The organism is Streptomyces bambusae, from assembly GCF_019400985.1.
Classification (GTDB): Bacteria; Actinomycetota; Actinomycetes; order Streptomycetales; family Streptomycetaceae; genus Streptomyces; species Streptomyces bambusae_A.
The window spans coordinates 1-21,685 of the sequence record NZ_WTFF01000051.1; the positions used below are offsets into that span (position 1 = coordinate 1).

The following is a 21,685-nucleotide window of genomic DNA, read 5'->3' on the forward strand; positions in this document are numbered from 1 at the left end:
GGCTCGTGCTGGCCGGCGTGGGGGCCGCCGTGGCCCGGCCGCTCGTGCCCGGGGCGACCGCCCACCTCCAGGCCAAGGTGGACGCGGCCGCTGCCGCGGGCGCCGGACGCCCCGTCACCGTCTGGCTGATCGACGCCACCACAGCCGGCCAGCTGGGCATCGTCCTCGGCGCCGTGCTCCTCTTCGGGGTCCTCTACGAGGCCTGGCCCACGGCCGTGTGGGGCCGGACCCTCGGCAAGAAGCTGTGCGGGATCCGCGTCCTCGCCCTGGAGACCCGCCGCCCGCCCGGCTTCGGGGCGGCGCTGCGGCGCTGGCTGGTGTACGCGCTGCTCGGGGTGCCCGGAGCCTTGTGGTCACTGGTCGACCGGCCCTGGCGGCAGGCCTGGCACGACAAGGCCGCGGGTACCTTCGTCGCCCGCTGAGAGCAGGGCCTCGCCCGAACGGCCGCCTTCCTGTTGCGGGGCCTGAAACCCGGGGTTCGACTCGGGCCATGAGCAACGATCAGCCGCCCCCGGACCGGCCACCCGAGGACGACCCGTTCCGCAAGAGACCGCAGGACCCGACGCCTCCCCCGAGCGGTTCGCCGTACGACTCGCCCCCCGCCGGCGGCGCGGGCGGCGGCGGTGCCGGGGGCGACGCCGGAGGGTTTCGCCCGCCCCCGCCTCCGCCCGGCGGCGGCCCCGGCGGACCGGGCGACTACAGCGTGCCCGACCCGCTGGCCGGCATGCCCCCGCTCGCCGACTTCGGCAAGCGGCTGGCCGCCCGCATCATCGACGTGCTGATCGTGTACGTCCCCCTCTTCGTGATCCAGCTGGCGACCGGGGCCGGCCGGCGCTACGTGGTCCGGACCGACGAGGGCGAGGACGCCACACAGGTCTTCACCCGCGCGTACAGCGGCAGCGGTCTGATGTGGACCCTCATCGTGATCTTCGCGTTCGTCGCCTACGACTGGCTGCTGACCCGGAACGACGGCCAGACCGTCGGCAAGAAGGCGCTCGGCCTGCGGGTCGCGATGCTCAACGACGGGACCACGCCCCCGTCCAACGCCGCGCTGGGCCGCGCCGCCATGCTGTGGGTGCCGACCCTGCTGCCCTGCTGCATCTGCCTGTGGCCGATCGCCCTGGCCATCTCGATCGCCGTCGACAAGCCCTACCAGCAGGGCCTGCACGACAAGGTCGCCAAGACGGTCGTGGTCGTGAAGGTTTAGGTCGTGTCTTTTGGATCAGGCCGGATCAGCCCGCGGCGTCCGGCGCCGTGCATCGCAAGGCCGAGGAGGGAGCCACTGCGGAGCATTGGCGACCGACGAGAACGCCGCGAGGTGCGGTGCCGGACGTCGCGGGCCCGGCATGATCCGAAAGACACGGCCTAACGCCGCACGGAGTGTTCGGCTGCGGCCGCCCGGGGCTCCGGCACCCGGGCGGCCGCAGGCATGGGTGCCGCGGTGGCGGCCGGCGAGGCGGTCGCCTGCGGCGCGGCGGCGCGGGCGGCTTCCGCCCGGCGCTTCGGTATCGGTACGGTGAGCGCCACGAGCAGGCCCAGGGCGAGGGCCGCCGCCGTGACGACGGCGATGCCGAGCCCCGTGCTCGTCTGCGAGAGCAGCAGCAGGAGGAGCGTCGACGCGATGACGGTGGCGGTCCCGTAGGCGAGCTGTGCGGCAGTCGGACGCGGCATGGCGGTTTCCGTCCTCGTCAGGCGGGCGGGGAGTCTGCTCAACTCGGCGTGCCGTCAAGAGACTCTACGCAGGGGGATTCCCGGACGGAACCTTCGGTAAGCGTGACCTGACCCACGGTGCCGAGGCATGGGGGGCGCACGGGGGCGTCCCGCGCGCCCCGAAGCCCCTTCGCCGGCCACGGGAAGGCGGCCGGGAAGGCGGCCGTAAGGTCGCCGTAAGGTCGCCGCGGAAGGCCGCCGGGGGAGCGCCGGTCGCGCCGTTCGACCCGTCTGGAACCGGAACGTCCGAATCGTGTCCGATTACCGGAACTGACTGACCGCATAGTGCAGTTGACCAGTGCAAGTCAAGGTCTGTCTTTTCTCGCGCGTGTCCGGTCAAATGTCGTCACTTGAGACGCGCGCCGCGCGGAACCCCCCAACTCCTATGGAGATGTTCCGAACCATCCATGCGGCCGCGGGAGGGGAACACATCAAGTGACGAGCAATTCTGCCCGGCGGCGTGCGCTGCGCGCCGCCGCCATCGGCGTGACCATCGCCGCCTGCGCCACCTCCGGCGCGTTCTTCACCGTCGCACAGGCCAACGGCGCTCCGTGGAGCGCCCCGGCCGTCGACAAGCAGGACCCCACCGCCCCGGCGAAGACGAAGGTCGACCACGACCTCAAGGGTCCGTTCAGCGACCAGCAGGCCAAGCAGCGCGAGGCCGCGCTGGACGCGGTGCTGGCCGGCAAGAAGGACGTCGAGCAGCGCGGCGCCTCCAAGGTCGTCAAGCTGGACGACAAGAAGTACGTCGAGCTCGGCCGCGAGAAGACCGACAAGATCTTCACCATCCTGGTCGAGTTCGGCGACACGGTCGACAACGAGACCATGTTCGACCCGGACGGTCCCGAGGGCCCCAAGCCCCCGGCCCCCAAGTACGGCGGCACCCCCGGCCCGGCCCGCAACACCATCCCGCAGCCGGACCGCACCAAGGACAACACCACCGCCTGGCGCAAGGACTTCAGCCGCGACTACTTCCAGGACCTGTACTTCGGTACCGGTGAGGGCAAGCACTCGCTGAAGACCTACTACGAGAAGACCTCCTCGGGCCGCTACTCGGTCGAGGGCGAGGTCGCCGACTGGGTCAAGGTCCCGTACAACGAGGCCCGCTACGGCTCGAACTACTGCGGCCAGAGCAACTGCTCCAACGTCTGGGACACCGTCCGCGACGGCGTCGCCGCCTGGACCGAGGCCCAGAAGAAGGCCGGCAAGACCGACGAGCAGATCAAGGCCCAGCTGGCGCAGTACGACCAGTGGGACCGCTACGACTTCGACGGCGACGGCAACTTCAACGAGGCCGACGGCTACATCGACCACTTCCAGATCGTCCACGCGGGCGAGGACGAGTCGGCCGGCGGCGGCAAGGAGGGCACCAACGCCCTGTGGGCCCACCGCTGGTACGCCTACGGCACCAGCGCGGGCAAGACCGGCCCGGAGAACAACAAGGCCGGCGGCACCCAGATCGGCAACACCGGCATCTGGGTCGGCGACTACACCATGCAGCCCGAGAACGGCGGCCTGGGCGTCTTCGCCCACGAGTACGGCCACGACCTCGGCCTGCCGGACCTCTACGACACCACCGGTGGCGGCGAGAACTCCGTCGGCTTCTGGTCCCTGATGTCGGCCGGCTCCTGGCTCGGCGAGGGCAAGGAGTCCATAGGCGAGCTCCCCGGCGACATGACCGCCTGGGACAAGCTCCAGCTGGGCTGGCTGAACTACGACAAGGCCAAGGCCGCGACGAAGTCCACCCACAAGCTGGGCGTCTCGGAGTTCAACACCAAGGACAAGCAGGCGCTGGTCGTCGAGCTGCCCAAGAAGCAGGTCCGCACCGACGTGGTGGCCCCCGCCGAGGGTGCCAACCAGTGGTGGTCGGGCATGGGTGACGACCTCAAGAACACCCTGACCCGGTCCGTGGACCTGACGGGCAAGTCCTCCGCGTCCCTCTCGCTCAAGGGCTGGTGGGACATCGAGAAGGACTACGACTACCTCTACACCGAGGTGTCCACCGACGGCGGCGCCACCTGGACCGCCCTCGCGGGTACCGCCAACGGCCAGGCCATCCCGGTCGACGCCGCGGGCTCCCCGTCGCTGACCGACGTCTCGGGCGGCTGGCAGGACCTGAACTTCCCGCTGGACGCGTACGCCGGCAAGAAGGTCGACCTCCGCTTCCGCTACCAGACCGACGGCGGCGCGGGCGGCAAGGGCTTCACCGCCGACGCGATCACCCTGACGGCGGACGGCGCCGCGCTGTTCACCGACGGCGCCGAGAACGGCGACAACGGCTGGACCGGCAAGGGCTTCTCCCGGATCGGCGCGGGCTTCACCAAGGAGTACGCGCAGTACTACATCGCGGAGAACCGCCGCTACGTCTCGTACGACCAGACCCTCAAGGTCGGCCCGTACAACTTCGGCTTCGCCAACACCCGTCCCGACTGGGTCGAGCACTACCCCTACCAGGACGGCCTGCTGATCTGGCTCTGGGACACCTCCCAGAAGGACAACAACACCAGCGTCCACCCCGGCCAGGGCCTGATCCTGCCGATCGACGCCAACGCCAAGCCCATGAAGTGGGCGGACGGCACGCTGCTGCGGAACAAGATCCAGCCGTACGACGCGACCTTCAGCGCGTACTCGACGGACGCGTTCACGCTGCACAAGAACGGTGAGTCGCTGTTCCTGAAGCCGAAGAAGGCCAACCTGGTCTTCGACGACCGCAAGGGCACGTACTACTACGACGAGAACCCGACCGGCAGCGTGAAGGTCACTGACACCAACACGAAGATCAAGATCGTCAAGGAGCCCTACGACGGTCTCCAGATGACGGTCGAGGTCGGCCCCTCCTCGAAGTAACCGGTAAAACCGCAGGTCAAAGCATGATCGGCCGTCGCCCTCTAGCGGGCGGCGGCCGATCGCGTTTAGATGCGGATGCGGGCCGCGTTGTTGACAGCTGCCCGCGACCGACCGTTACCACTCCATCTCACGGGGGAGATGCACACCATGCCAGGCGGAGGTTTCGTGAAGCTCCCGAACGGGAGCGTCGTGGTCGCCCTGACCCTGCCCAGACCACCCGGCGACGGGTACGGCACCGGGTACGGCGACGACGGCCACGTCCGCGTCCTCGTCCACGCCGCGAACCGGGCCCGCGCCCTGACCAGGCTGCGCAACCTCGGCATGCGGGCCGTCTACCTGCGCGGCAACAGCCAGCCGCCGACCCTGGACGAGGTCACGGCGGTGCTGCACCACCCGGACGGCCTGCTGTGGCGGACGGTCCCCGACGACGTCGAGGAGCTCTGGCACCCGATACGCGCCCTCCTGAAGGGCGCGTAGCCGCGCGGAGGGCATGGAGCGGGACGGAGAGGACCTGTGCGGCGCCCACGGGCGCCGCACAGGCGTGTACGGGCGTACGGGGCCCCCGGGCCGCCGCACACGCCTGTACGGCCCGCTAGCGGCCGCCGACCACCGGGGTGCCGCTCAGCTCCACCCCGGCGGCCCGGAGCTCCTCCAGGGCCCGCCGGGTGGTCTCCGGGGCCACCCCGGCCGTCAGGTCCAGCAGCACGTGCGTACGGAACCCCTCGCGCACGGCGTCCAGCGCGGTCGCCCGGACGCAGTGGTCGGTGGCGATGCCCACCACGTCCACCTCGGTGACGTGCCGGGCCCGCAGCCAGTCGGCCAGGCCGGTGCCGTTCTCGTCGGTGCCCTCGAAGCCGCTGTACGCCGCCTCGTGGGCGCCCTTGTCGAAGACGGCGGCGATCCCGCCCGAGGCGACGGCCGGCGCGAAGTTCGGGTGGAAGCCGACGCCCTCCGTGCCGGCCAGGCAGTGCACCGGCCAGGTGGTCTCGTAGTCCGGCTCGGCCGGCGGGCGCGCGAAGTGGTCACCGGGGTCGACGTGGTGGTCGCGGGTGGCCACCACGTGCCGGTAGCCGGGCGAGGCCTGCCCGATCAGCTCCGTGATGGCGGCGGCGACGTCGGCGCCGCCGGCGACCGCGAGGCTGCCGCCTTCGCAGAAGTCGTTCTGTACGTCGACGACGATCAGTGCGCGGTGCATGGCGCGGTCCTTCACTCGTGGTGGCCGGTGTCTTCCTGGTCTTCCCCGTACCGGGCGGCGCGTACCCGGCCGCGCGCGTGCGCGGCGACGCGAACCGGCTACGCGTACCGCAGGCCCGTGCGGCGGGCCGGGCTCCGCGTACGCCGGGGCTACGCGTACTCGGTCGGGATGACGGCGTCGCCGCGCGAGAGCTGGGTCGCCGACAGCGGCAGCCCGGCCCGCGCCGCGCGGTGCCGGTCCCGGGCCGCCTCCAGCGGCTCGCGGGCGACCACGTCGCCGCCCTTGACCAGCTGCACCAGCAGCTGCCGGCCGGCCAGCGCCTGCGGCACCGGCCCGGTGCCGACCACCTCGGCCTCGGCCACCCCGTCGGCGTCCGTCCGGCGGGCCGCCCACTTGCGGCCGCCGATGGAGGTCTTGCCCCCGGTCGACTTCTTCGCCACCGCCACCAGCGGCGCCTTCGGGTCCGTCGAGGCGGCCCGGGCGACCAGCTTGTAGACCATCGAGCAGGTCGGGTGCCCGCTGCCGGTGACCAGCTGCGTGCCCACGCCGTACGCGTCCACGGGCGCCGCCGCCATCGAGGCGATGGCGTACTCGTCCAGGTCCGAGGTGACCACGATCCTGGTCCCGGTGGCGCCGAGCTCGTCCAGCTGCTGGCGGACCCGGTGCGCCATCAGCAGCAGGTCGCCCGAGTCGATGCGGACCGCGCCCAGGTCCGTCCCGGCGACCTCCACGGCCGTGCGGACGGCCTCGGCCACGTCGTAGGTGTCCACCAGCAGGGTGGTCCCGCCGCCCAGCGAGCGGACCTGCGCCTGGAAGGCGTCGCGCTCGGTGTCGTGCAGCAGGGTGAAGGCGTGGGCGGAGGTGCCGACGGTGGGGATGCCGTAGCGGAAGCCGGCCGCCAGGTCCGAGGTCGAGGTGAAGCCGCCGACGTACGCGGCCCGCGAGGCGGCGACGGCCGCCAGCTCGTGCGTGCGGCGCGCGCCCATCTCGATCAGCGGCCGGTCCCCGGCCGCCGAGGCCATCCGGGAGGCGGCCGCGGCGATCGCCGAGTCGTGGTTGAGGATCGACAGGACCACGGTCTCCAGCAGCACGCACTCGGCGAAGGTGCCCTCGACGCGCAGGATCGGCGAGCCGGGGAAGTACACCTCGCCCTCCGGGTAGCCCCAGATGTCACCCGAGAAGCGGTACGAGGACAGCCAGTCCAGGGTCCGCATGTCCACCACGGCCCGCTCGCGCAGGAACTCCAGCACGGCGCTGTCGAAGCGGAAGTTCTCCACCGCGTCCAGCACCCGCCCGGTGCCCGCCACGACGCCGTAGCGCCGGCCCTCGGGCAGCCGCCGGGTGAACACCTCGAAGACCGAGCGGCGGTCGGCGGTGCCGTTCGCCAGGGCGGCCTGCAGCATCGTGAGCTCGTAATGGTCCGTGAAGAGCGCTGTCGACGGCACGTCCACCGGCAGGCCCAGGTCCGCAGGGTTCATGCCAAGGATGCTAGCGCACATTTCGTCAAAGTGACGAGATGTGGGGTCCGTTTGTGCGACGGGCCCCTCGCAGTGGCAGCATGGGACAGGTGAGTGTTGCTCCCATCGAGATCGAACGCACCGAATCGGCCGAAGAGGCCCGTGCGGTCCCCGAACCCGACGTCCCCTGGGTGACTCTGGTGCACAACGACCCGGTCAACCTCATGAGCTACGTGACGTACGTGTTCCAGGCGTACTTCGGCTACTCCAAGGACAAGGCGCGCCAACTGATGCTGGACGTCCACCACAAGGGACGGGCGGTCGTCTCCAGCGGCACCCGCGAGGAGATGGAGCGCGACGTGCAGGCGATGCACGGCTACGGGCTGTGGGCGACGCTCTCGCAGGACCGCGGCTGATGAGCGGACACCCCGGCATGTTCGAACCGATCGAGGGCGGGGGCGCGGCCGTCGCGCTCGACGAGATCGAGGTCTCCATCCTGCGCTCGCTGGCCGTGCAGCTGCTGGAGCTGATCGGCCCCGGCGGGCCCGAGCCGGCCGAGGACGCCGACCCGCTGGCCGCCCTCTTCGCCGACGGCCCCACCGAGCCGCCGTCCGACCCGGCGCTGGCCCGGCTCTTCCCCGACGCCTACGGCGGCCCGGACGGCGAGGACGCGGGGCTCGACCCGGACGAGCGCAAGGCGTACGCGGCGGAGTTCCGCCGGTTCACCGAGAACGACCTGCGCACCCGCAAGCGCGAGGACGCGCTGGCCGTCGTCCACAGCCTCGACGCGCTGAGCCCGGCCGCGGACGGCAGGGCGGTGCTGGAGCTGACCGGCGAGCTGCCGATGCGCTGGCTCGGCGCGCTCAACGACCTGCGGCTGACCATCGCCGCGCGGCTGGAGATCACCGAGGACGACGAGAGCGCGCAGCTCTACCGGCTCCCCGACGACGACCCGCGCAAGCCCATGGTGATGGCGTACCTGTGGCTCGGCGGGCTCCAGGAGACCCTCATCGAGACGCTCTGAATGATCGCGTTCGCTCAGCCTGAATGATCGCGTTCGCTCAGCGGACGCTCAAATCGGGATAACGATCAGATCACCGTCATGCGGTGATCTGATCCGTTTTGGTGACCTTGCCCCGTTATCCCTGTGCGCTGTGTCACATTTCGGCCCGCTGTTCACCCGTTCGTGCGTGATAGATCTTCACGATCGCCGACGGGACGCCACCCCTGTCCTCGCGGCGCCGCTTGAACCGGCCGACCGCCGGGTGCAACTCCATCCGTATCCGGGGGGATCGAGGACCCGATCCGGCGCCACCGACGGCGCGGGTCGGCGTGGAGAAAGGCGCACCAAGACATGACCTCCGTGCAGGTCGAGCAGCACGACAAGGGACCCGGCGAGGGCACCACGGGCGAGGGCGGGGACGGCTACCACCGCACGCTCGGCGCCCGCCAGATCCAGATGATCGCCATCGGCGGCGCCATCGGCACCGGCCTCTTCCTGGGCGCGGGCAAGGCCATCTCCAAGGCCGGCCCGAGCCTGATCCTGGCCTACGCCATCGCCGGCCTGGTCATCTTCTTCATCATGCGGGCCCTGGGCGAGCTGCTCATGTACCGCCCCGTCGCGGGCTCCTTCTCGGACTACGCCCGCGAGTTCCTGGGCCCGTTCTGGGGATACGCGACGGGCTGGACGTACTGGCTCTTCTGGGTGGTCACCGGCATCACCGAGGTCACCGCGGCCGCCAAGTACATGGCGTACTGGACGCACGACAGCTTCCCGCAGTGGGCGTACGCGCTGATCTTCACGGTCGTCCTCTACGCCGCGAACCTGATCTCCGTGAAGCTCTTCGGCGAGCTGGAGTTCTGGTTCTCCATGGTCAAGGTCACCGCCATCGTCGGCATGATCCTGATCTGCGCCGGCATCCTGACCATCGGCTTCTCCGACGCCGCCGCCACCGCCTCCGTCTCCAACCTGTGGAACGACGGCGGGTTCTTCCCCAAGGGCATCGGCGGCACCCTGATGACCCTGCAGATCGTGGTCTTCGCCTTCCTCGCCGTCGAGCTGGTCGGCGTCACCGCCGGCGAGTCCAAGGACCCCGAGAAGACCCTGCCCAAGGCCATCAACACCGTGCCGTGGCGCATCGCCGTCTTCTACGTCGGCGCGCTGATCATGATCCTGTCGGTCGTCCCCTGGCACGAGTTCCAGCCGGGCGTCAGCCCCTTCGTCGCCGCCTTCGAGAAGATGGGCCTCGGCGTCGGCGCGGCGATCGTCAACTTCGTCGTCCTGACCGCCGCCCTGTCCTCCTGCAACTCCGGCATGTACTCCACCGGCCGCATGCTGCGCGACCTCGCGCTCAACGGCCAGGGCCCGAAGTTCTTCACCAGGCTCACGAAGAACGGCACCCCGCTGGTCGGCACCAGCTTCTCCGCCGCCCTGATGCTCGTCGGAGTGTGGATCAACTACGTCGCCCCGGGCAAGGCGTTCGACTACGTCGTCTCCTTCGCGACCATCTCCGGCATGTGGGCCTGGATCATGATCCTGGTCTGCCAGATCCGCTACCGGGCCAGGGCCGACCGCGGCGAACTGCCCGCGTCCCCCTTCCGGGCGCCGGGCTCCCCGTACAGCAGCTGGTTCGCCCTGGCCTTCATCGGCATGGTCATCGTGATGATGGGCGCCGACAAGGACGCGCGCGTCTCGCTGTACTGCGCCCCGCTGTGGGGCCTGATCCTGGGGGTCTCCTACCTGCTCCTCAAGCAGCGCAACCCCCAGGGCGCGGCGTTCACCAAGCGCTGACCGGCGGGCCGGCCGGGAGCCGGACCTGCGGGACCGGCCGGGCGCCGGACCCGACGCCGGACCCGACGCCTGTCCAGCATGCGGGCCCTTCCGTACCACACCTCGGTACGGAAGGGCCCGTCTGCTTATCCTGTCGCTCATGCTGACCCTCACCCAGGACCTCTACGACAAGATCGTCGAGCACGCCCGCAAGGACCACCCGGACGAGGCGTGCGGCGTGGTGGCCGGCCCCGCGGGCACCGGCCGCCCCGAGCGGTTCGTCCCGATGCTCAACGCCGCCCGCTCGCCCACGTTCTACGAGTTCGACTCCAAGGACCTGCTCGCGCTCTACCGCGAGATGGACGACCGGGACGAGGAGCCCGTGATCGTCTACCACTCGCACACCGCGACCGAGGCCTACCCCTCGCGCACCGACGTCACCTACGCCAACGAGCCCGGCGCGCACTACGTCCTGGTCTCCACGGCGGACACCGACGGACTGGGCGACTTCCAGTTCCGCTCCTACCGCATCGTCGACGGAGTGATCACCGAGGAAGAAGTACAGGTCGTAGCCGCCTACTGACCGCCAATTGTCCAATATGCGAACGATTCCGGTCCAAGATGTGGGATCACACTCCAAACCCGGAAGCGGGAATCGTTAACATGACCGCATGGTTTCCCACGACGTGAGCATCGAGACGCCCGGCACTGTGCTGCTCGTGGCGCGGCTGCACGTCGACCTGTGCCGCCTCGCCAGCGCCATCTGTCCTGCCTGTCCTGCCGCCTGAGCACCACCCGGCCCCCGGACGCGAGGGGCCGCGCCGGTGCGCGCGTCGCACCGCTCCCCCTAGACGTAACCCTCGCCCTCTCCTCAACGACTGGAGCCTGCAGCCATGGCCATCGAGGTCCGCATCCCCACCATCCTCCGCACCTACACCGACGGCGAGAAGGCCGTCACCGGTGAGGGCACCACGCTCGCCGAGCTCTTCGCCGACCTGGAGACCCGGCACAAGGGCATCCAGGAGCGCATCGTCGAGGGCGACAAGCTGCGCCGCTTCGTGAACGTCTACCTCAACGACGAGGACGTCCGCTTCCTGGACGGCATCTCCACCGAGCTCGCCGACGGCGACAGCGTCACCATCCTCCCGGCCGTGGCCGGCGGCTCGAAGTAATGCGCTACGACTCCCCGCTCGCGGCCGTCGGCAACACCCCGCTGGTCCGCCTGCCCCGGCTCTCGCCCTCGGACGACGTCCGCATCTGGGCGAAGCTGGAGGACCGCAACCCGACCGGCTCGATCAAGGACCGCCCCGCGCTCCACATGATCGAGCAGGCCGAGAAGGCCGGCCGCCTCACCCCCGGCTGCACGATCCTGGAGCCCACCTCCGGCAACACCGGCATCTCGCTCGCGATGGCCGCCAAGCTCAAGGGCTACCGCATCGTCTGCGTCATGCCGGAGAACACCAGCCAGGAACGGCGCGAACTGCTGGCGATGTGGGGAGCCGAGATCATCTCCTCGCCCGCGGCGGGCGGTTCCAACACCGCCGTCCGCGTGGCCAAGGAACTGGCCGAGCAGAACCCGTCCTGGGTGATGCTCTACCAGTACGGCAACCCGGACAACGCCGGCGCCCACTACGCCACCACCGGCCCGGAGATCCTCGCCGACCTGCCCTCGGTCACCCACTTCGTGGCGGGCCTGGGCACCACCGGCACCCTCATGGGCGTCGGCCGCTACCTGCGCGAGCACAAGCCCGACGTCAAGATCGTCGCCGCCGAGCCGCGCTACGACGACCTGGTCTACGGCCTGCGCAACCTCGACGAGGGCTTCGTACCCGAGCTCTACGACGCCTCCGTCCTGACCACCCGCTTCTCCGTCGGCTCCGCCGACGCGGTCACCCGCACCCGCGAACTCCTCCAGCAGGAGGGCATCTTCGCGGGCGTCTCGACCGGCGCCGCACTCCACGCCGCCCTCGGCGTCGGCCGCAAGGCCGTCGCGGCGGGCGAGTCGGCCGACATCGTCTTCGTCGTGGCCGACGGCGGCTGGAAGTACCTCTCGACGGGCGTCTACACCGCCACCACCACGGAGGAAGCCATCGCCACCCTCCAGGACCAGCTCTGGGCGTAAACGTCGGCAGGGTTGGATATGTGCCTGCAGCGGCACTATCCAGCCCGTCCGGCGTTTGAGGACCGGGGTCTGGGGCGGAGCCCCAGTTTCGGGAAGGGGCGGGGAGGGGAAAGGCTCCGCGCAGCGGCCAGGCCAGGTCAGCTCGGCCCCGCCAAGAGCTCCGCCAGCACCGACGCATGGCTCGCCTCCGGGGCCCTGACCGCCGTCACCAAGGTCACCGGCCCAGCCGCCGCCAAGGCCCGCAGCCGCGCCAGGCACGCCTCCGCCTCCGGAGCCGCCAGCTCCGCCTCGTACCGCGCCCGGAACTCCTCCCACGACGCCCCGGCGTGGTACCACTTGCGCAGCTCCGCCGACGGAGTCACCTCCTTCGGCCACTCGTCCACCCGCGCCGCCGCCTTCGCCAGCCCGCGCGGCCACAGCCGGTCCACCAGCACCCGGACACCGTCCGCCGCGAGGTCCGGCGGATCGTAGACCCGTCGCAACCGGATCATCGGCCGCCACCACCTCCGAGCCCCTTCACCTCGTCCCACACGGCAGGATCCAGCACCCCGGCCCGCCGCCGGAACTCCCACACCGACACCTCCTGCGCCCGGTCCGCCTCCACGAAACCCGGCCGGCCGTGCACCTCGCCCACCACCCCCGGCGGCAGCGGAATCACCCCGGGCCGGTCGTCGTGGTACTTCCCCGTGATCGGCGCGACCCGCGCTACCCGGCCCCGCACCGACAACACCACGCACGGCCGGTCCTGCGCCGTCCACCAGATCTCACCCGCCCGCGGCCGCGGCGGCGGACCCGGCCCGTGCACCGCACCACGCCCCGCCGGGGCACTGCGCAGCACCCGCCCCCCGAAGAACAGCACGACCAGCGCCACCGCCACCACCGCGGCGACGGCGGGCCACCACGACGTGTCCATGGAACGACCGTAACCGCGCCCCGCCCGCCCGGCACGGCGACCGCCCCGCCCGCCGCCGGGCGGCGGGTGCCCGGCCGCAGACCGCGGGAGTACCCCTTGTGTACGGGCCGTCGCTCCCCCGGGTGACACCTCAGGTGAGTTCCCCCACAACGGCACGCCGTGGAGGAGCGACCGCGCGTTTCGCGCCTTACGCTCGACCCACCGCACGGCACCGCACGCCCCGACGCCCTCCCCGTCTCCGCCCGCCACGGACCGTCCACGGAGGTTCCCGCTCCCATGAAGCTCACCGTCGTCGGCTGCTCGGGTTCGTTCCCGTCCGCGGAATCGGCCTGCTCGAGCTACCTCGTCGAGGCCGACGGCTTCCGGCTGCTCCTCGACATGGGCAACGGCGCCCTCGGCGAGCTGCAGCGCCACATCGGCCTCTACGACCTCGACGCGATCTTCCTCAGCCACCTGCACGCCGACCACTGCATCGACATGTGCGCCTACTTCGTGGCCCGGTACTACCGCCACGAGGGCGGCCGCTGCGGCAGCATCCCCGTCCACGGCCCCGAAGGCACCGAGCGGCGCCTGACCACGGCGTACGACGACGTGCCCGACGAGCGGTCCATGAGCGAGGTCTTCGACTTCCGCACCCTGAAGCCCGCCACCTTCGAGATCGGCCCCTTCCAGGTCCGCACCGAGCGCCTCAGCCACCCCGTCGAGGCGTACGGCATCCGCATCGAGCACGGCGGCCGCTCCCTGACCTACTCCGGGGACACCGGGGTCTGCCCCGAGCTCTCCCTGCTCGCCGACGGCACCGACCTCTTCCTGTGCGAGGCCTCCTTCACGCACGGCAAGGAGGACATCCCCGACCTGCACCTCAACGGCCGGGAGGCCGGCGAGTACGCGCAGCGCGGGAACGTCGGCCGGCTGGTGCTGACCCACATCCCGCCGTGGACCTCCGCCGAGCAGAACCTCGCCGACGCCCGCGCGGTCTACGACGGCCCCGTCGAGCTCGCCGTCCCCGGCGCCGTCTACGAACTCTGACCCGCGCCGCAAGGCCCGTACGCCAGTACGCCGGTACGCCCGGGCCCGCAGGTACGCCGGACACGGCGAAGCCCCCGCTCTCACCTGTCACGGAGAGCGGGGGCTTCGCCGTAGAGCCGCCAGGCTCGTGCCTACTTGGCCTCGGCCTTCTGCAGCTCGGCCAGTTCCTCGTCGGACTCACGGCCCGGCGTCGGCAGGTTGAACTTGGTGATCGCGAACCGGAAGACCGCGTAGTAGACGGCCGCGAAGCACAGGCCGACCAGGGCGAGGCCAAGCGGGTTGGTGGCCTTGCCGAAGTTCAGCAGGTAGTCGATGGCGCCGGCGGAGAAGCCGAAGCCGTCCTTCATACCCAGTGCCCAGGTCAGGGCCATGGAGACACCGGTCAGCACCGCGTGGACCGCGTACAGCACCGGCGCGATGAACATGAACGTGAACTCGATCGGCTCGGTCACGCCGGTGACGAAGGAGGTGAGCGCGAGGGAGAACATCATGCCGCCGACGACCTTGCGGCGCTCGGGGCGGGCGCAGTGGACGATCGCGAGGCAGGCGGCGGGCAGGGCGAACATCATGATCGGGAAGAAGCCGGTCATGAACTGTCCGGCGCTCGGGTCGCCGGCCAGGAAGCGGGCGATGTCACCGCTCTTGCCGTTGTACTCGCCGGCCTGGAGCCACGGGAAGGAGTTCAGCAGGTGGTGCATGCCGACCGGGATCAGACCGCGGTTGGCGACACCGAAGATGCCCGCGCCCACGGCGCCGGATCCGACGAGCCACTCACCGAGGCCGTGCAGGCCCTTGCCGAGGACCGGCCAGATCAGGCCGAAGACGATGCCGATGACCAGACCGGCGAAGGCCGACAGGATCGGGACGAGGCGGCGGCCGCCGAAGAAGCCCGCCCAGTCGGGCAGCTTGGTGCGGTAGAAGCGCTGGTAGAGCAGGGCGACCACGATGCCCATGACCACACCGCCGAGCACCTTGGCGTCGACGGGGGCCTCGACCATGGCCACCTTGCCGTCGACGACCTTCGCGACCTTGGGCAGGTTGGAGTCGGTGAACGTGGCGAGCACGTTCTTGAAGACCAGGTAGCCGGTCACCGCGGCGAGCGCGGTCGAGCCGTCGGACTTCTTGGCGTAGCCGATGGCGATGCCGACGGCGAACAGCAGCGCCATGTTGTCGAGGATCGCGCCGCCGCCGGCCGACATGTAGCCGGCGATCTTGGTGAGGAACTCCGGCAGCGAGGGGTCGCCGAGCATGTCCTTGTCGCCGAGACGGACGAGCAGCGCGGCGGCGGGGAGCACCGCGACGGGGAGCATGAGGCTCCGGCCGATGCGCTGCATGACAGCCATCGCGCCGGAGCCCTTCTTCTTCTCGGCCGCGGGGGCGGCAACCGTGGTCACAAGGTCCTCCAGTGGACAAGGCGCCGCCCGGGAACGGAACACGGGAGACCGGCGGCGTCTTCGAAAAAGGGGGATTCACGGGGCCGGACAAGGCCGCGTGGTCTACACCATTGCGTGGTGTAGACCAGTTGTAGCACGGTCGGGGTTAGATAAGGAACCTTCGATTCTCTGCGGCCCACGGCACACGCCGAAGGGCCCCCGGATCGCAGGATCCGAGGGCCCTTCGGCCATGGGGTCAAAGGCCCACAGCCCTTTGCGGCCACGGCTTGCGGGGCACCTCCACCGAACCGCAGCCCTTCCGTTACTACGCCTTGATGTTGTCCTTCTGCATCTCCGCGATCTCCTCGTCCGTCTCCCGCCCCGGCGTCGGCAGGCCGAACCGCGTGATCGCGAAGCGGAACACGGCGTAGTAGACGAGCGCGAAGCCCAGCCCGATCGGGATGATCAGCCACGGCTTGGTCGCCAGCCCCCAGTTGATCACGTAGTCGATCAGGCCCGCCGAGAACGTGAACCCGTCATGGACACCCAGCGCCCACGTCACCGCCATCGACACACCCGTCAGCACGGCATGGATCGCGTACAGCAACGGCGCCACGAAGAGGAAGGAGTACTCGATCGGCTCGGTGATGCCCGTGACGAACGACGTCAGGGCCACCGACAGCATCAGCCCGCCCACCTCCTTGCGCCGCTGCGGCTTCGCACAGTGCGTGATCGCCAGCGCCGCCGCCGGCAGGGCGAACATCATGATCGGGAAGAACCCGGAGGTGAACTGCCCCGCCGTCGGATCCCCCGCCAGGAACATCGTGATGTCGCCGTGCACCACCTCGCCGTCCGGCTTGGTGTACTCGCCGAACTGGAACCACATGGGGATGTTCAGGAACTGGTGCAGGCCGATCACCAGCAGCGCCCGGTTCGCCACCCCGAACACGCCCGCACCCCAGGACCCCAGGTCCGACAGCCAGTCCGAGAAGCTCTCCAGCGCACCACCGACCGGCGGCCACACCAGCAGGCAGAGCACGGCGAAGGCGATCGCGACGAACGACATGATGATCGGCACCAGCCGCCGGCCGTTGAAGAAGCCCAACCAGTCCACCAGCTTCACCCGGTGGTAGCGCTGCCAGAACCAGGCCGTCAGCAGACCCATCACGATCCCGCCGAACACCCCCGGGTTCTGGAACGTGAACCCGGTGAAGGCGCCGTCCGGAGCCAGACAGCCACCCATGTCCGTACTGCCCACCGGCTTCGAACCGGGCGGACACGGCTTGGCGAAGGCGTGCAACACCCCCCGGTACACCAGGAACCCCGCCACCGCCGCCAGCGCCGTCGACCCGTCCGCCTTCTTCGCCATGCCGATGGCCACACCGACACAGAACAACAGTGGCAGACCCAGGTCCGGATCGAGCAGCGCGCCGCCCGCCCCGGCCATCACCTTGGCGACATCGGTCCAGCCCAGGCCCTCCTCGCCGAACACGTCCTCAAACCCCAGCCGGTTCAGGATGCCCGCCGCCGGCAGCACCGCGATCGGCAGCTGCAGACTGCGCCCCATTTTCTGCAGCCCCTGGAACAGCCCGTTCCACCACTGCTGCCGCGACGCTGCCGCGGCAGCTGAGCTGCCCGCACTCCCCGCGCTGTCCGCGCTCATCGGCGACCTCCCTGACGGCCGTTTGGGCAGCGGCGACAGTTGCGGCACACTGGTCAGCACACTGGTGTAGACCAGTCGTGATGCGGTCGCATGTCACCCGCCCGGAGAGCAGGTTGCTGCTGACCGTCATCATTCGGCAGAAGCCGGACCCGCGCTCGCGAAGATGGGCCAACCGTGGGCTACCGTGGCAAAGCGGACCCGCGCGCGGACCTCGCACCCAGGCACCCAGGGAGAACACATGGCCACCAAGGCTGAGAAGATCGTCGCCGGGCTCGGCGGAATCGACAACATCGAAGAGGTCGAGGGCTGCATCACCCGCCTGCGCACCGAAGTCGTCGACCCCGCCCTCGTCGACGAAGCCGCGCTGAAGGCCGCCGGCGCCCACGGCGTCGTCAAGATGGGCACCGCCGTCCAGGTCGTCATCGGCACCGACGCCGACCCCATCGCCGGCGAGATCGAAGACATGCTCTGACCGAGCCGCTTCCGGCGCCCCGCGCCCGCACCACAGGACCCCGTCCCGGCCCGCACCCGGACGGGGTCTCCGCGTCCCCCCGCGGACGACTACGCTCGGACCCATGTCTCGCATCGACGGCCGCACGCCCGAACAGCTCCGCCCGGTCACCATCGAACGCGGATGGAGCAAGCACGCAGAGGGCTCCGTCCTCATCTCCTTCGGCGACACCAAGGTCTTCTGCACCGCCTCCTTCACCGAAGGCGTCCCCCGCTGGCGCAAGGGCAGCGGCGAAGGCTGGGTCACCTCCGAGTACTCGATGCTGCCCCGCTCCACCAACACCCGCGGCGACCGCGAATCCGTACGCGGCAAGATCGGCGGCCGCACCCACGAGATCTCCCGCCTCATCGGCCGCTCCCTGCGCGCCGTCATCGACTACAAGGCCCTCGGCGAGAACACCATCGTCCTCGACTGCGACGTCCTCCAGGCCGACGGCGGCACCCGCACCGCCGCCATCACCGGCGCCTACGTCGCCCTCGCCGACGCCATCGCCTGGGGCCAGCAGAAGAAGCTCATCAAGGCCGGCCGCAAGCCCCTGACCGGCACCGTCGCCGCCGTCAGCGTCGGCATCGTCGACGGCGTCCCCCTCCTCGACCTCTGCTACGAGGAGGACGTCCGCGCCGAGACCGACATGAACGTCGTCTGCACCGGCGACGGCCGCTTCGTCGAGGTCCAGGGCACCGCCGAAGGCGAGCCCTTCGACCGCAAGGAACTCAACGCCCTCCTCGACCTCGCCGCCGGCGGCTGCGCCGACCTCGAAGCCATCCAGCGCCAGGCCCTCGGCCTCTGACGCAACCACCGCCGCACACCACGACGTCCATGTGGGTACGGGCGCACGGTGTCACGACCGCGCGCCCGTCCACGCATCCGCACAGGGGGGACCCGTACCGATGACCGAGCAGCAGTCCCAGCACCGCACCGGGCACCGCACCCGGCACCGCATGGCCGCCGTGGCCCTGACCGCCGCCCTCGCCCTGCCCGCAGTCACCGCCTGCAGCGCGATCAACACGGCCATGGACTGCGCCAACACCGCCGTCGCCGTCACCGAGGCCGCCAACGACCTCTCCCAGGCCGTCTCCAACGCGGGCAACAGCCCCCAGGACGCCCAGAACGCGCTCAACGAGATCGACCGGAAGCTCAAGGACATCGGCAACCGCACCGACAACGCCGACCTCAGCAAGGCCATCGACTCGATGAACACGGCCGTCAAGAACGTCCGCACCGCCATCGAACAGGGCAACAAGGCCCCGGACGTCAAGCCGGTCGCCGACGCCGCCTCGGAACTCACGAAGGTCTGCACCCCGGGCTGAGCGGGGGCGCGGCGGCCCCGAGCTGTTCGGCAGGCCCGGGGCCGGATGACCGGGAGGCCCGGCCGCCCCGGGACGGGAGACGCGGCAGCCTGGGATGGGGCCCGGCAGCCCCGGGCCAACCGGGGGCCCGGCCGCCCCGGGATAATCGGTGACCATGACCCGCCTGATCCTCGCGACCCGCAACGCGGGCAAAATCGCCGAACTCCGCGCCATCCTGTCCGACGCCGGCCTGCCGCACGAGCTGGTCGGCTCGGACGCGTACCCGGACGTCCCGGACGTCAAGGAAACCGGCGTCACCTTCGCCGAGAACGCCCTCCTCAAGGCCCGCACCCTCGCCCGCGCCACCGGCCTGCCGGCCGTCGCCGACGACTCCGGCCTGTGCGTCGACGTCCTGGGCGGCGCCCCCGGCATCTTCTCCGCCCGCTGGGCGGGCAGCCACGGCGACGACCGGGCCAACCTCGAACTCCTGCTGGCCCAGCTGGCGGACATCGACGACGCCCACCGCGGCGCCCACTTCGCCTGCGCCGCGGCCCTGGCCCTCCCGGACGGCACGGAACGCGTGGTCGAGGGCCGCCTCCTGGGCCACCTCCGCCACACCCCTGCGGGCACGGGCGGCTTCGGCTACGACCCGATCCTCCAGCCCCAGAACGACACCCGCACCTGCGCGGAACTCACCCCAGCAGAAAAGAACGCCATCTCCCACCGGGGCCAGGCCTTCCGCGCCTTGGTCCCGGTCATCAAGGAGCTCCTGGGCTGAGGACAAGACAAGGCCCCTTCACCTTCGCTTTGAAGGTGAAGGGGCCATTCTGCCTGTGGGCCCGGTGGGACTCGAACCCACGACACACCGGACCTAAACCGGCGCCCTCTAGGCCAGCTGGGGTACGGACCCGCGTCGCTTACCTTACTGGTCGCAGGGTGTGCGGTGCACGCGCCTCAGGCGGCGTACGGCGGTTGCCTCCTCGGCACCAGGTGCTGCTGCCCGCACGGCAGTTGGGGCGCGTCGGGGCGAGGGTGGGTCAGATGCCCAGGTCCTTGATGATCTTGGCTACGTGGCCCGTGGCCTTGACGTTGTACAGGGCGCGTTCGATCTTGCCCTGTTCGTCCACGATCACCGTGGAGCGGATGACGCCCGTCACGGTCTTGCCGTAGAGCTTCTTCTCGCCGAAGGCGCCGTAGGCGGTCAGGACCGCCTTGTCCGGATCGCCGACCAGCGTGATCTTCAGGTTTTCCTTGTCGCGGAACTTCGCCAGCTTCTCCGGCTTGTCCGGGGAGACGCCGATCACGTCGTAGCCCGCGGTGGTCAGTACGGCGAGGTTGTCGGTGAAGTCGCACGCCTGCTTGGTGCAGCCCGGGGTCATGGCCGCCGGGTAGAAGTAGACGATCACCTTCCGGCCGAGGTGGTCGGCGAGCGAGACCTCGTTGCCGTCCGCGTCGGGCAGGGTGAAGGCGGGGGCGGTGTCGCCCGGCTGGAGTCGCTCGCTCATCGCAGTCACTGTCTCCTCGGAAGGGTGTCGGTACCCATCGAGACTAAGCTGACAGACTGTTCATGGCGGACACGGACCACGAGGACGACGGAGGCAGCGCGGTGTCGGAAGTCAGGACCCCTGCGCAGATCGAGGCGGACATCGTCCGCCGGCGCGAGCAGCTCGCCGAGACGCTCGACGAGATCGGTGTGCGGATGCACCCGAAGACGATCATCGGGGACGCCAAGGCCCGGGTCGCCTCGACGGTGGACCACACGATGGGGCGGGCGTTCGCCGCCGTGAACCGGGTGGTCACCGATGTGACCTCCGGCCTGAAGGGTGACGACGGGGCGCCGCGGCCCGAGCGGATCGTTCCGGTGGCGCTGGTGGCCGTGGGTGTCGTGGGGCTGCTGGTGCTGTCCACGCGGCGCAAGCGCGGCTGAAGGGGAACGGCCGGTGACCCTCGCGCGTACAGAGTGGCCGCGGGCAGGTAGGTTCGAGGCGTGAGCGAGAACACCACCCACGACAAGCTGCCCATCCGCATGCTGCACGACCGCGTGCTCGTGCGTTCCGACTCGCCCGAGGGCGAGCGCCGCTCCGGCGGCGGCATCCTGATCCCGGCGACCGCCGCGGTCGGCAAGCGGCTGGCCTGGGCCGAGGTCGTCGCGGTCGGGCAGAACGTGCGGACCGTGGAGCCCGGCGACCGGGTGCTGTACGACCCGGAGGACCGGGCCGAGGTCGAGGTGCGGGGCGTGGCGTACGTGCTGATGCGCGAGCGGGATCTGCACGCGGTGGCGGCGGAGCGGCTGGAGGGGTCGAAGGACTCCACCGGGCTGTATCTCTGATCCGGTGAAGCGCGGGGAGGGGGCTGGTGGCGATGGTCACCGGCCCCCTTCCCGCCGTTTTGCTACGGTGAGGGGGAACCCCGACGAGACGCGCCGTACCGGGTAGGACAAGACGACGCACCCCCGTTCGTTCTCGTCCCGGAGGTGCCTGTCATGGCCTGGGTTCTGCTGCTGCTCGCCGGTCTGCTGGAGGTCGGCTGGTCGATCGGCATGAAGTTCACCGAGGGTTTCACCCGCCTGTGGCCGTCCGTGTTCACGGGCGCCGGGATCGTGGCGAGCATGGTGTTGCTGTCGTACGCGGCGAAGACGCTGCCGATCGGTACGGCGTACGGGGTGTGGGTCGGTATCGGTGCGGCCGGTGCGGCGGTGCTGGGGATGGTGGTCCTGGGGGAGCCGGTGACCGCCGCCCGGATCTTCTTCATCAGTCTGCTGCTGGTGGCCGTGGTGGGGCTGAAGGCGACCTCCGGTCACTGAGCC

General features: G+C 70.5%; 27 protein-coding genes, 1 tRNA gene and 1 riboswitch. Of the genes, 19 read left to right on the forward strand and 9 right to left on the reverse strand.

All coding sequences use genetic code 11. The annotated features are described in order from the left end of the window. Both GPJ59_RS10300 and GPJ59_RS10305 read left to right on the forward strand, forming a co-directional pair. Positions 1 to 422: RDD family protein (locus tag GPJ59_RS10300; protein ID WP_219666188.1), on the forward strand; the 422-nt coding region annotated here is incomplete at its 5' end. Positions 423 to 490: 68 nt separating this feature from the next. Beyond that, positions 491 to 1,207, forward strand: a complete 717-nt coding sequence (locus tag GPJ59_RS10305; protein ID WP_219666189.1) for an RDD family protein — start codon at positions 491 to 493, stop codon at positions 1,205 to 1,207. 158 nt (positions 1,208 to 1,365) lie between these two features. On the opposite strand, the gene GPJ59_RS10310 is transcribed toward GPJ59_RS10305, so the two are convergent. Next, the gene (locus GPJ59_RS10310; RefSeq protein WP_219666190.1) at positions 1,366 to 1,671 is read right to left on the reverse strand and encodes a hypothetical protein; all 306 of its coding nucleotides are present in this window, start codon (positions 1,669 to 1,671) and stop codon (positions 1,366 to 1,368) included. Positions 1,672 to 2,145: 474 nt separating this feature from the next. On the opposite strand from GPJ59_RS10310, the gene GPJ59_RS10315 reads away from it, so the two are divergent. Both GPJ59_RS10315 and GPJ59_RS10320 read left to right on the forward strand, forming a co-directional pair. Continuing rightward, complete coding sequence (locus tag GPJ59_RS10315) at positions 2,146 to 4,557, forward strand: immune inhibitor A domain-containing protein (protein ID WP_308120225.1); 2,412 nt, start codon at positions 2,146 to 2,148, stop codon at positions 4,555 to 4,557. A gap of 147 nt (positions 4,558 to 4,704) precedes the next feature. Further along, on the forward strand, positions 4,705 to 5,034 hold the full coding sequence (locus GPJ59_RS10320; protein ID WP_219666191.1) for a hypothetical protein: 330 nt from the start codon (positions 4,705 to 4,707) through the stop codon (positions 5,032 to 5,034). Between the two features lie 115 nt (positions 5,035 to 5,149). Here the strand turns inward: GPJ59_RS10320 and GPJ59_RS10325 are convergent, their stop codons facing one another. Both GPJ59_RS10325 and GPJ59_RS10330 read right to left on the reverse strand, forming a co-directional pair. Next, complete coding sequence (locus GPJ59_RS10325; RefSeq protein ID WP_219666192.1) at positions 5,150 to 5,752, reverse strand: isochorismatase family protein; 603 nt, start codon at positions 5,750 to 5,752, stop codon at positions 5,150 to 5,152. A gap of 149 nt (positions 5,753 to 5,901) precedes the next feature. After that, positions 5,902 to 7,230, reverse strand: coding sequence for a nicotinate phosphoribosyltransferase (locus GPJ59_RS10330; protein ID WP_219666193.1), 1,329 nt, complete (start codon positions 7,228 to 7,230; stop codon positions 5,902 to 5,904). A gap of 80 nt (positions 7,231 to 7,310) precedes the next feature. On the opposite strand from GPJ59_RS10330, the gene clpS reads away from it, so the two are divergent. The 7 genes from clpS (at position 7,311) to GPJ59_RS10360 (ending at position 12,101) form a co-directional block, all read left to right on the forward strand. Beyond that, positions 7,311 to 7,625 carry an ATP-dependent Clp protease adapter ClpS gene (clpS, locus tag GPJ59_RS10335; RefSeq protein WP_219666194.1) on the forward strand — a complete coding sequence of 105 codons (315 nt, stop codon included), beginning with the start codon at positions 7,311 to 7,313 and terminating at the stop codon, positions 7,623 to 7,625. Then, a complete protein-coding gene (locus GPJ59_RS10340; RefSeq protein WP_219666195.1) occupies positions 7,625 to 8,233 on the forward strand; it encodes a DUF2017 domain-containing protein in 609 nt (202 codons plus the stop codon). Before clpS ends, GPJ59_RS10340 begins: the two co-directional genes overlap by 1 nt. Before the next feature lie 330 nt (positions 8,234 to 8,563). Next, positions 8,564 to 10,000, forward strand: coding sequence for an amino acid permease (locus tag GPJ59_RS10345; protein ID WP_219666196.1), 1,437 nt, complete (start codon positions 8,564 to 8,566; stop codon positions 9,998 to 10,000). A gap of 139 nt (positions 10,001 to 10,139) precedes the next feature. Continuing rightward, complete coding sequence (locus GPJ59_RS10350; RefSeq protein ID WP_219666197.1) at positions 10,140 to 10,562, forward strand: Mov34/MPN/PAD-1 family protein; 423 nt, start codon at positions 10,140 to 10,142, stop codon at positions 10,560 to 10,562. An 88-nt stretch (positions 10,563 to 10,650) separates the two neighbouring features. Further along, complete coding sequence (locus GPJ59_RS38875; RefSeq protein WP_374200828.1) at positions 10,651 to 10,767, forward strand: putative leader peptide; 117 nt, start codon at positions 10,651 to 10,653, stop codon at positions 10,765 to 10,767. Between the two features lie 105 nt (positions 10,768 to 10,872). Further along, positions 10,873 to 11,151, forward strand: a complete 279-nt coding sequence (locus tag GPJ59_RS10355; RefSeq protein WP_219666198.1) for a MoaD/ThiS family protein — start codon at positions 10,873 to 10,875, stop codon at positions 11,149 to 11,151. Further along, the gene (locus GPJ59_RS10360; protein ID WP_219666199.1) at positions 11,151 to 12,101 is read left to right on the forward strand and encodes a PLP-dependent cysteine synthase family protein; all 951 of its coding nucleotides are present in this window, start codon (positions 11,151 to 11,153) and stop codon (positions 12,099 to 12,101) included. Before GPJ59_RS10355 ends, GPJ59_RS10360 begins: the two co-directional genes overlap by 1 nt. A gap of 137 nt (positions 12,102 to 12,238) precedes the next feature. Here GPJ59_RS10360 and GPJ59_RS10365 read toward each other — a convergent pair whose 3' ends face one another. Both GPJ59_RS10365 and GPJ59_RS10370 read right to left on the reverse strand, forming a co-directional pair. Then, entirely contained in the window at positions 12,239 to 12,592 is a 354-nt protein-coding gene (locus GPJ59_RS10365; protein WP_219666200.1) for a DUF488 domain-containing protein, read from the reverse strand. Then, entirely contained in the window at positions 12,589 to 13,014 is a 426-nt protein-coding gene (locus GPJ59_RS10370; RefSeq protein WP_219666201.1) for a type II toxin-antitoxin system PemK/MazF family toxin, read from the reverse strand. Before GPJ59_RS10370 ends, GPJ59_RS10365 begins: the two co-directional genes overlap by 4 nt. A gap of 276 nt (positions 13,015 to 13,290) precedes the next feature. On the opposite strand from GPJ59_RS10370, the gene GPJ59_RS10375 reads away from it, so the two are divergent. Then, positions 13,291 to 14,043 (forward strand): MBL fold metallo-hydrolase, encoded by a 753-nt coding sequence (locus GPJ59_RS10375; RefSeq protein ID WP_219666203.1) that lies wholly within the window; start codon positions 13,291 to 13,293, stop codon positions 14,041 to 14,043. A 131-nt stretch (positions 14,044 to 14,174) separates the two neighbouring features. Here GPJ59_RS10375 and GPJ59_RS10380 read toward each other — a convergent pair whose 3' ends face one another. Together GPJ59_RS10380 and GPJ59_RS10385 are read right to left on the reverse strand one after the other, a co-directional pair. Further along, positions 14,175 to 15,386, reverse strand: a complete 1,212-nt coding sequence (locus GPJ59_RS10380; protein ID WP_219666235.1) for a PTS transporter subunit EIIC — start codon at positions 15,384 to 15,386, stop codon at positions 14,175 to 14,177. Between the two features lie 355 nt (positions 15,387 to 15,741). Further along, complete coding sequence (locus GPJ59_RS10385; protein ID WP_219666236.1) at positions 15,742 to 17,079, reverse strand: PTS transporter subunit EIIC; 1,338 nt, start codon at positions 17,077 to 17,079, stop codon at positions 15,742 to 15,744. A gap of 163 nt (positions 17,080 to 17,242) precedes the next feature. Between GPJ59_RS10385 and GPJ59_RS10390 the strand changes: the two genes are divergently transcribed. The 4 genes from GPJ59_RS10390 to rdgB all read left to right on the forward strand — a co-directional run bounded on the left by GPJ59_RS10390 (position 17,243) and on the right by rdgB (position 19,657). Next, entirely contained in the window at positions 17,243 to 17,551 is a 309-nt protein-coding gene (locus GPJ59_RS10390) for a PTS glucose/sucrose transporter subunit IIB (RefSeq protein WP_258024170.1), read from the forward strand. Between the two features lie 103 nt (positions 17,552 to 17,654). Continuing rightward, complete coding sequence (rph, locus tag GPJ59_RS10395) at positions 17,655 to 18,380, forward strand: ribonuclease PH (protein ID WP_219666207.1); 726 nt, start codon at positions 17,655 to 17,657, stop codon at positions 18,378 to 18,380. Positions 18,381 to 18,480: 100 nt separating this feature from the next. After that, a complete protein-coding gene (locus GPJ59_RS10400; RefSeq protein ID WP_258024171.1) occupies positions 18,481 to 18,900 on the forward strand; it encodes a hypothetical protein in 420 nt (139 codons plus the stop codon). A gap of 154 nt (positions 18,901 to 19,054) precedes the next feature. After that, positions 19,055 to 19,657 (forward strand): RdgB/HAM1 family non-canonical purine NTP pyrophosphatase, encoded by a 603-nt coding sequence (gene rdgB / locus GPJ59_RS10405; protein ID WP_219666212.1) that lies wholly within the window; start codon positions 19,055 to 19,057, stop codon positions 19,655 to 19,657. A 56-nt stretch (positions 19,658 to 19,713) separates the two neighbouring features. Here rdgB and GPJ59_RS10410 read toward each other — a convergent pair. Beyond that, a tRNA-Leu gene (locus GPJ59_RS10410) sits at positions 19,714 to 19,789 on the reverse strand. 127 nt (positions 19,790 to 19,916) lie between these two features. Beyond that, on the reverse strand, positions 19,917 to 20,384 hold the full coding sequence (bcp, locus tag GPJ59_RS10415; RefSeq protein ID WP_219666219.1) for a thioredoxin-dependent thiol peroxidase: 468 nt from the start codon (positions 20,382 to 20,384) through the stop codon (positions 19,917 to 19,919). 62 nt (positions 20,385 to 20,446) lie between these two features. Between bcp and GPJ59_RS10420 the strand changes: the two genes are divergently transcribed. From GPJ59_RS10420 to GPJ59_RS10430, 3 genes are all read left to right on the forward strand, one after another. After that, entirely contained in the window at positions 20,447 to 20,806 is a 360-nt protein-coding gene (locus GPJ59_RS10420) for a DUF3618 domain-containing protein (protein WP_258024172.1), read from the forward strand. A gap of 60 nt (positions 20,807 to 20,866) precedes the next feature. After that, positions 20,867 to 21,208 carry a GroES family chaperonin gene (locus GPJ59_RS10425; RefSeq protein ID WP_125652876.1) on the forward strand — a complete coding sequence of 114 codons (342 nt, stop codon included), beginning with the start codon at positions 20,867 to 20,869 and terminating at the stop codon, positions 21,206 to 21,208. 56 nt (positions 21,209 to 21,264) lie between these two features. Next, a riboswitch (guanidine-III (ykkC-III) riboswitch) is annotated at positions 21,265 to 21,330 on the forward strand. 31 nt (positions 21,331 to 21,361) lie between these two features. After that, entirely contained in the window at positions 21,362 to 21,682 is a 321-nt protein-coding gene (locus tag GPJ59_RS10430) for a DMT family transporter (protein ID WP_219666221.1), read from the forward strand. The last annotated feature ends 3 nt before the right edge of the window (positions 21,683 to 21,685 follow it).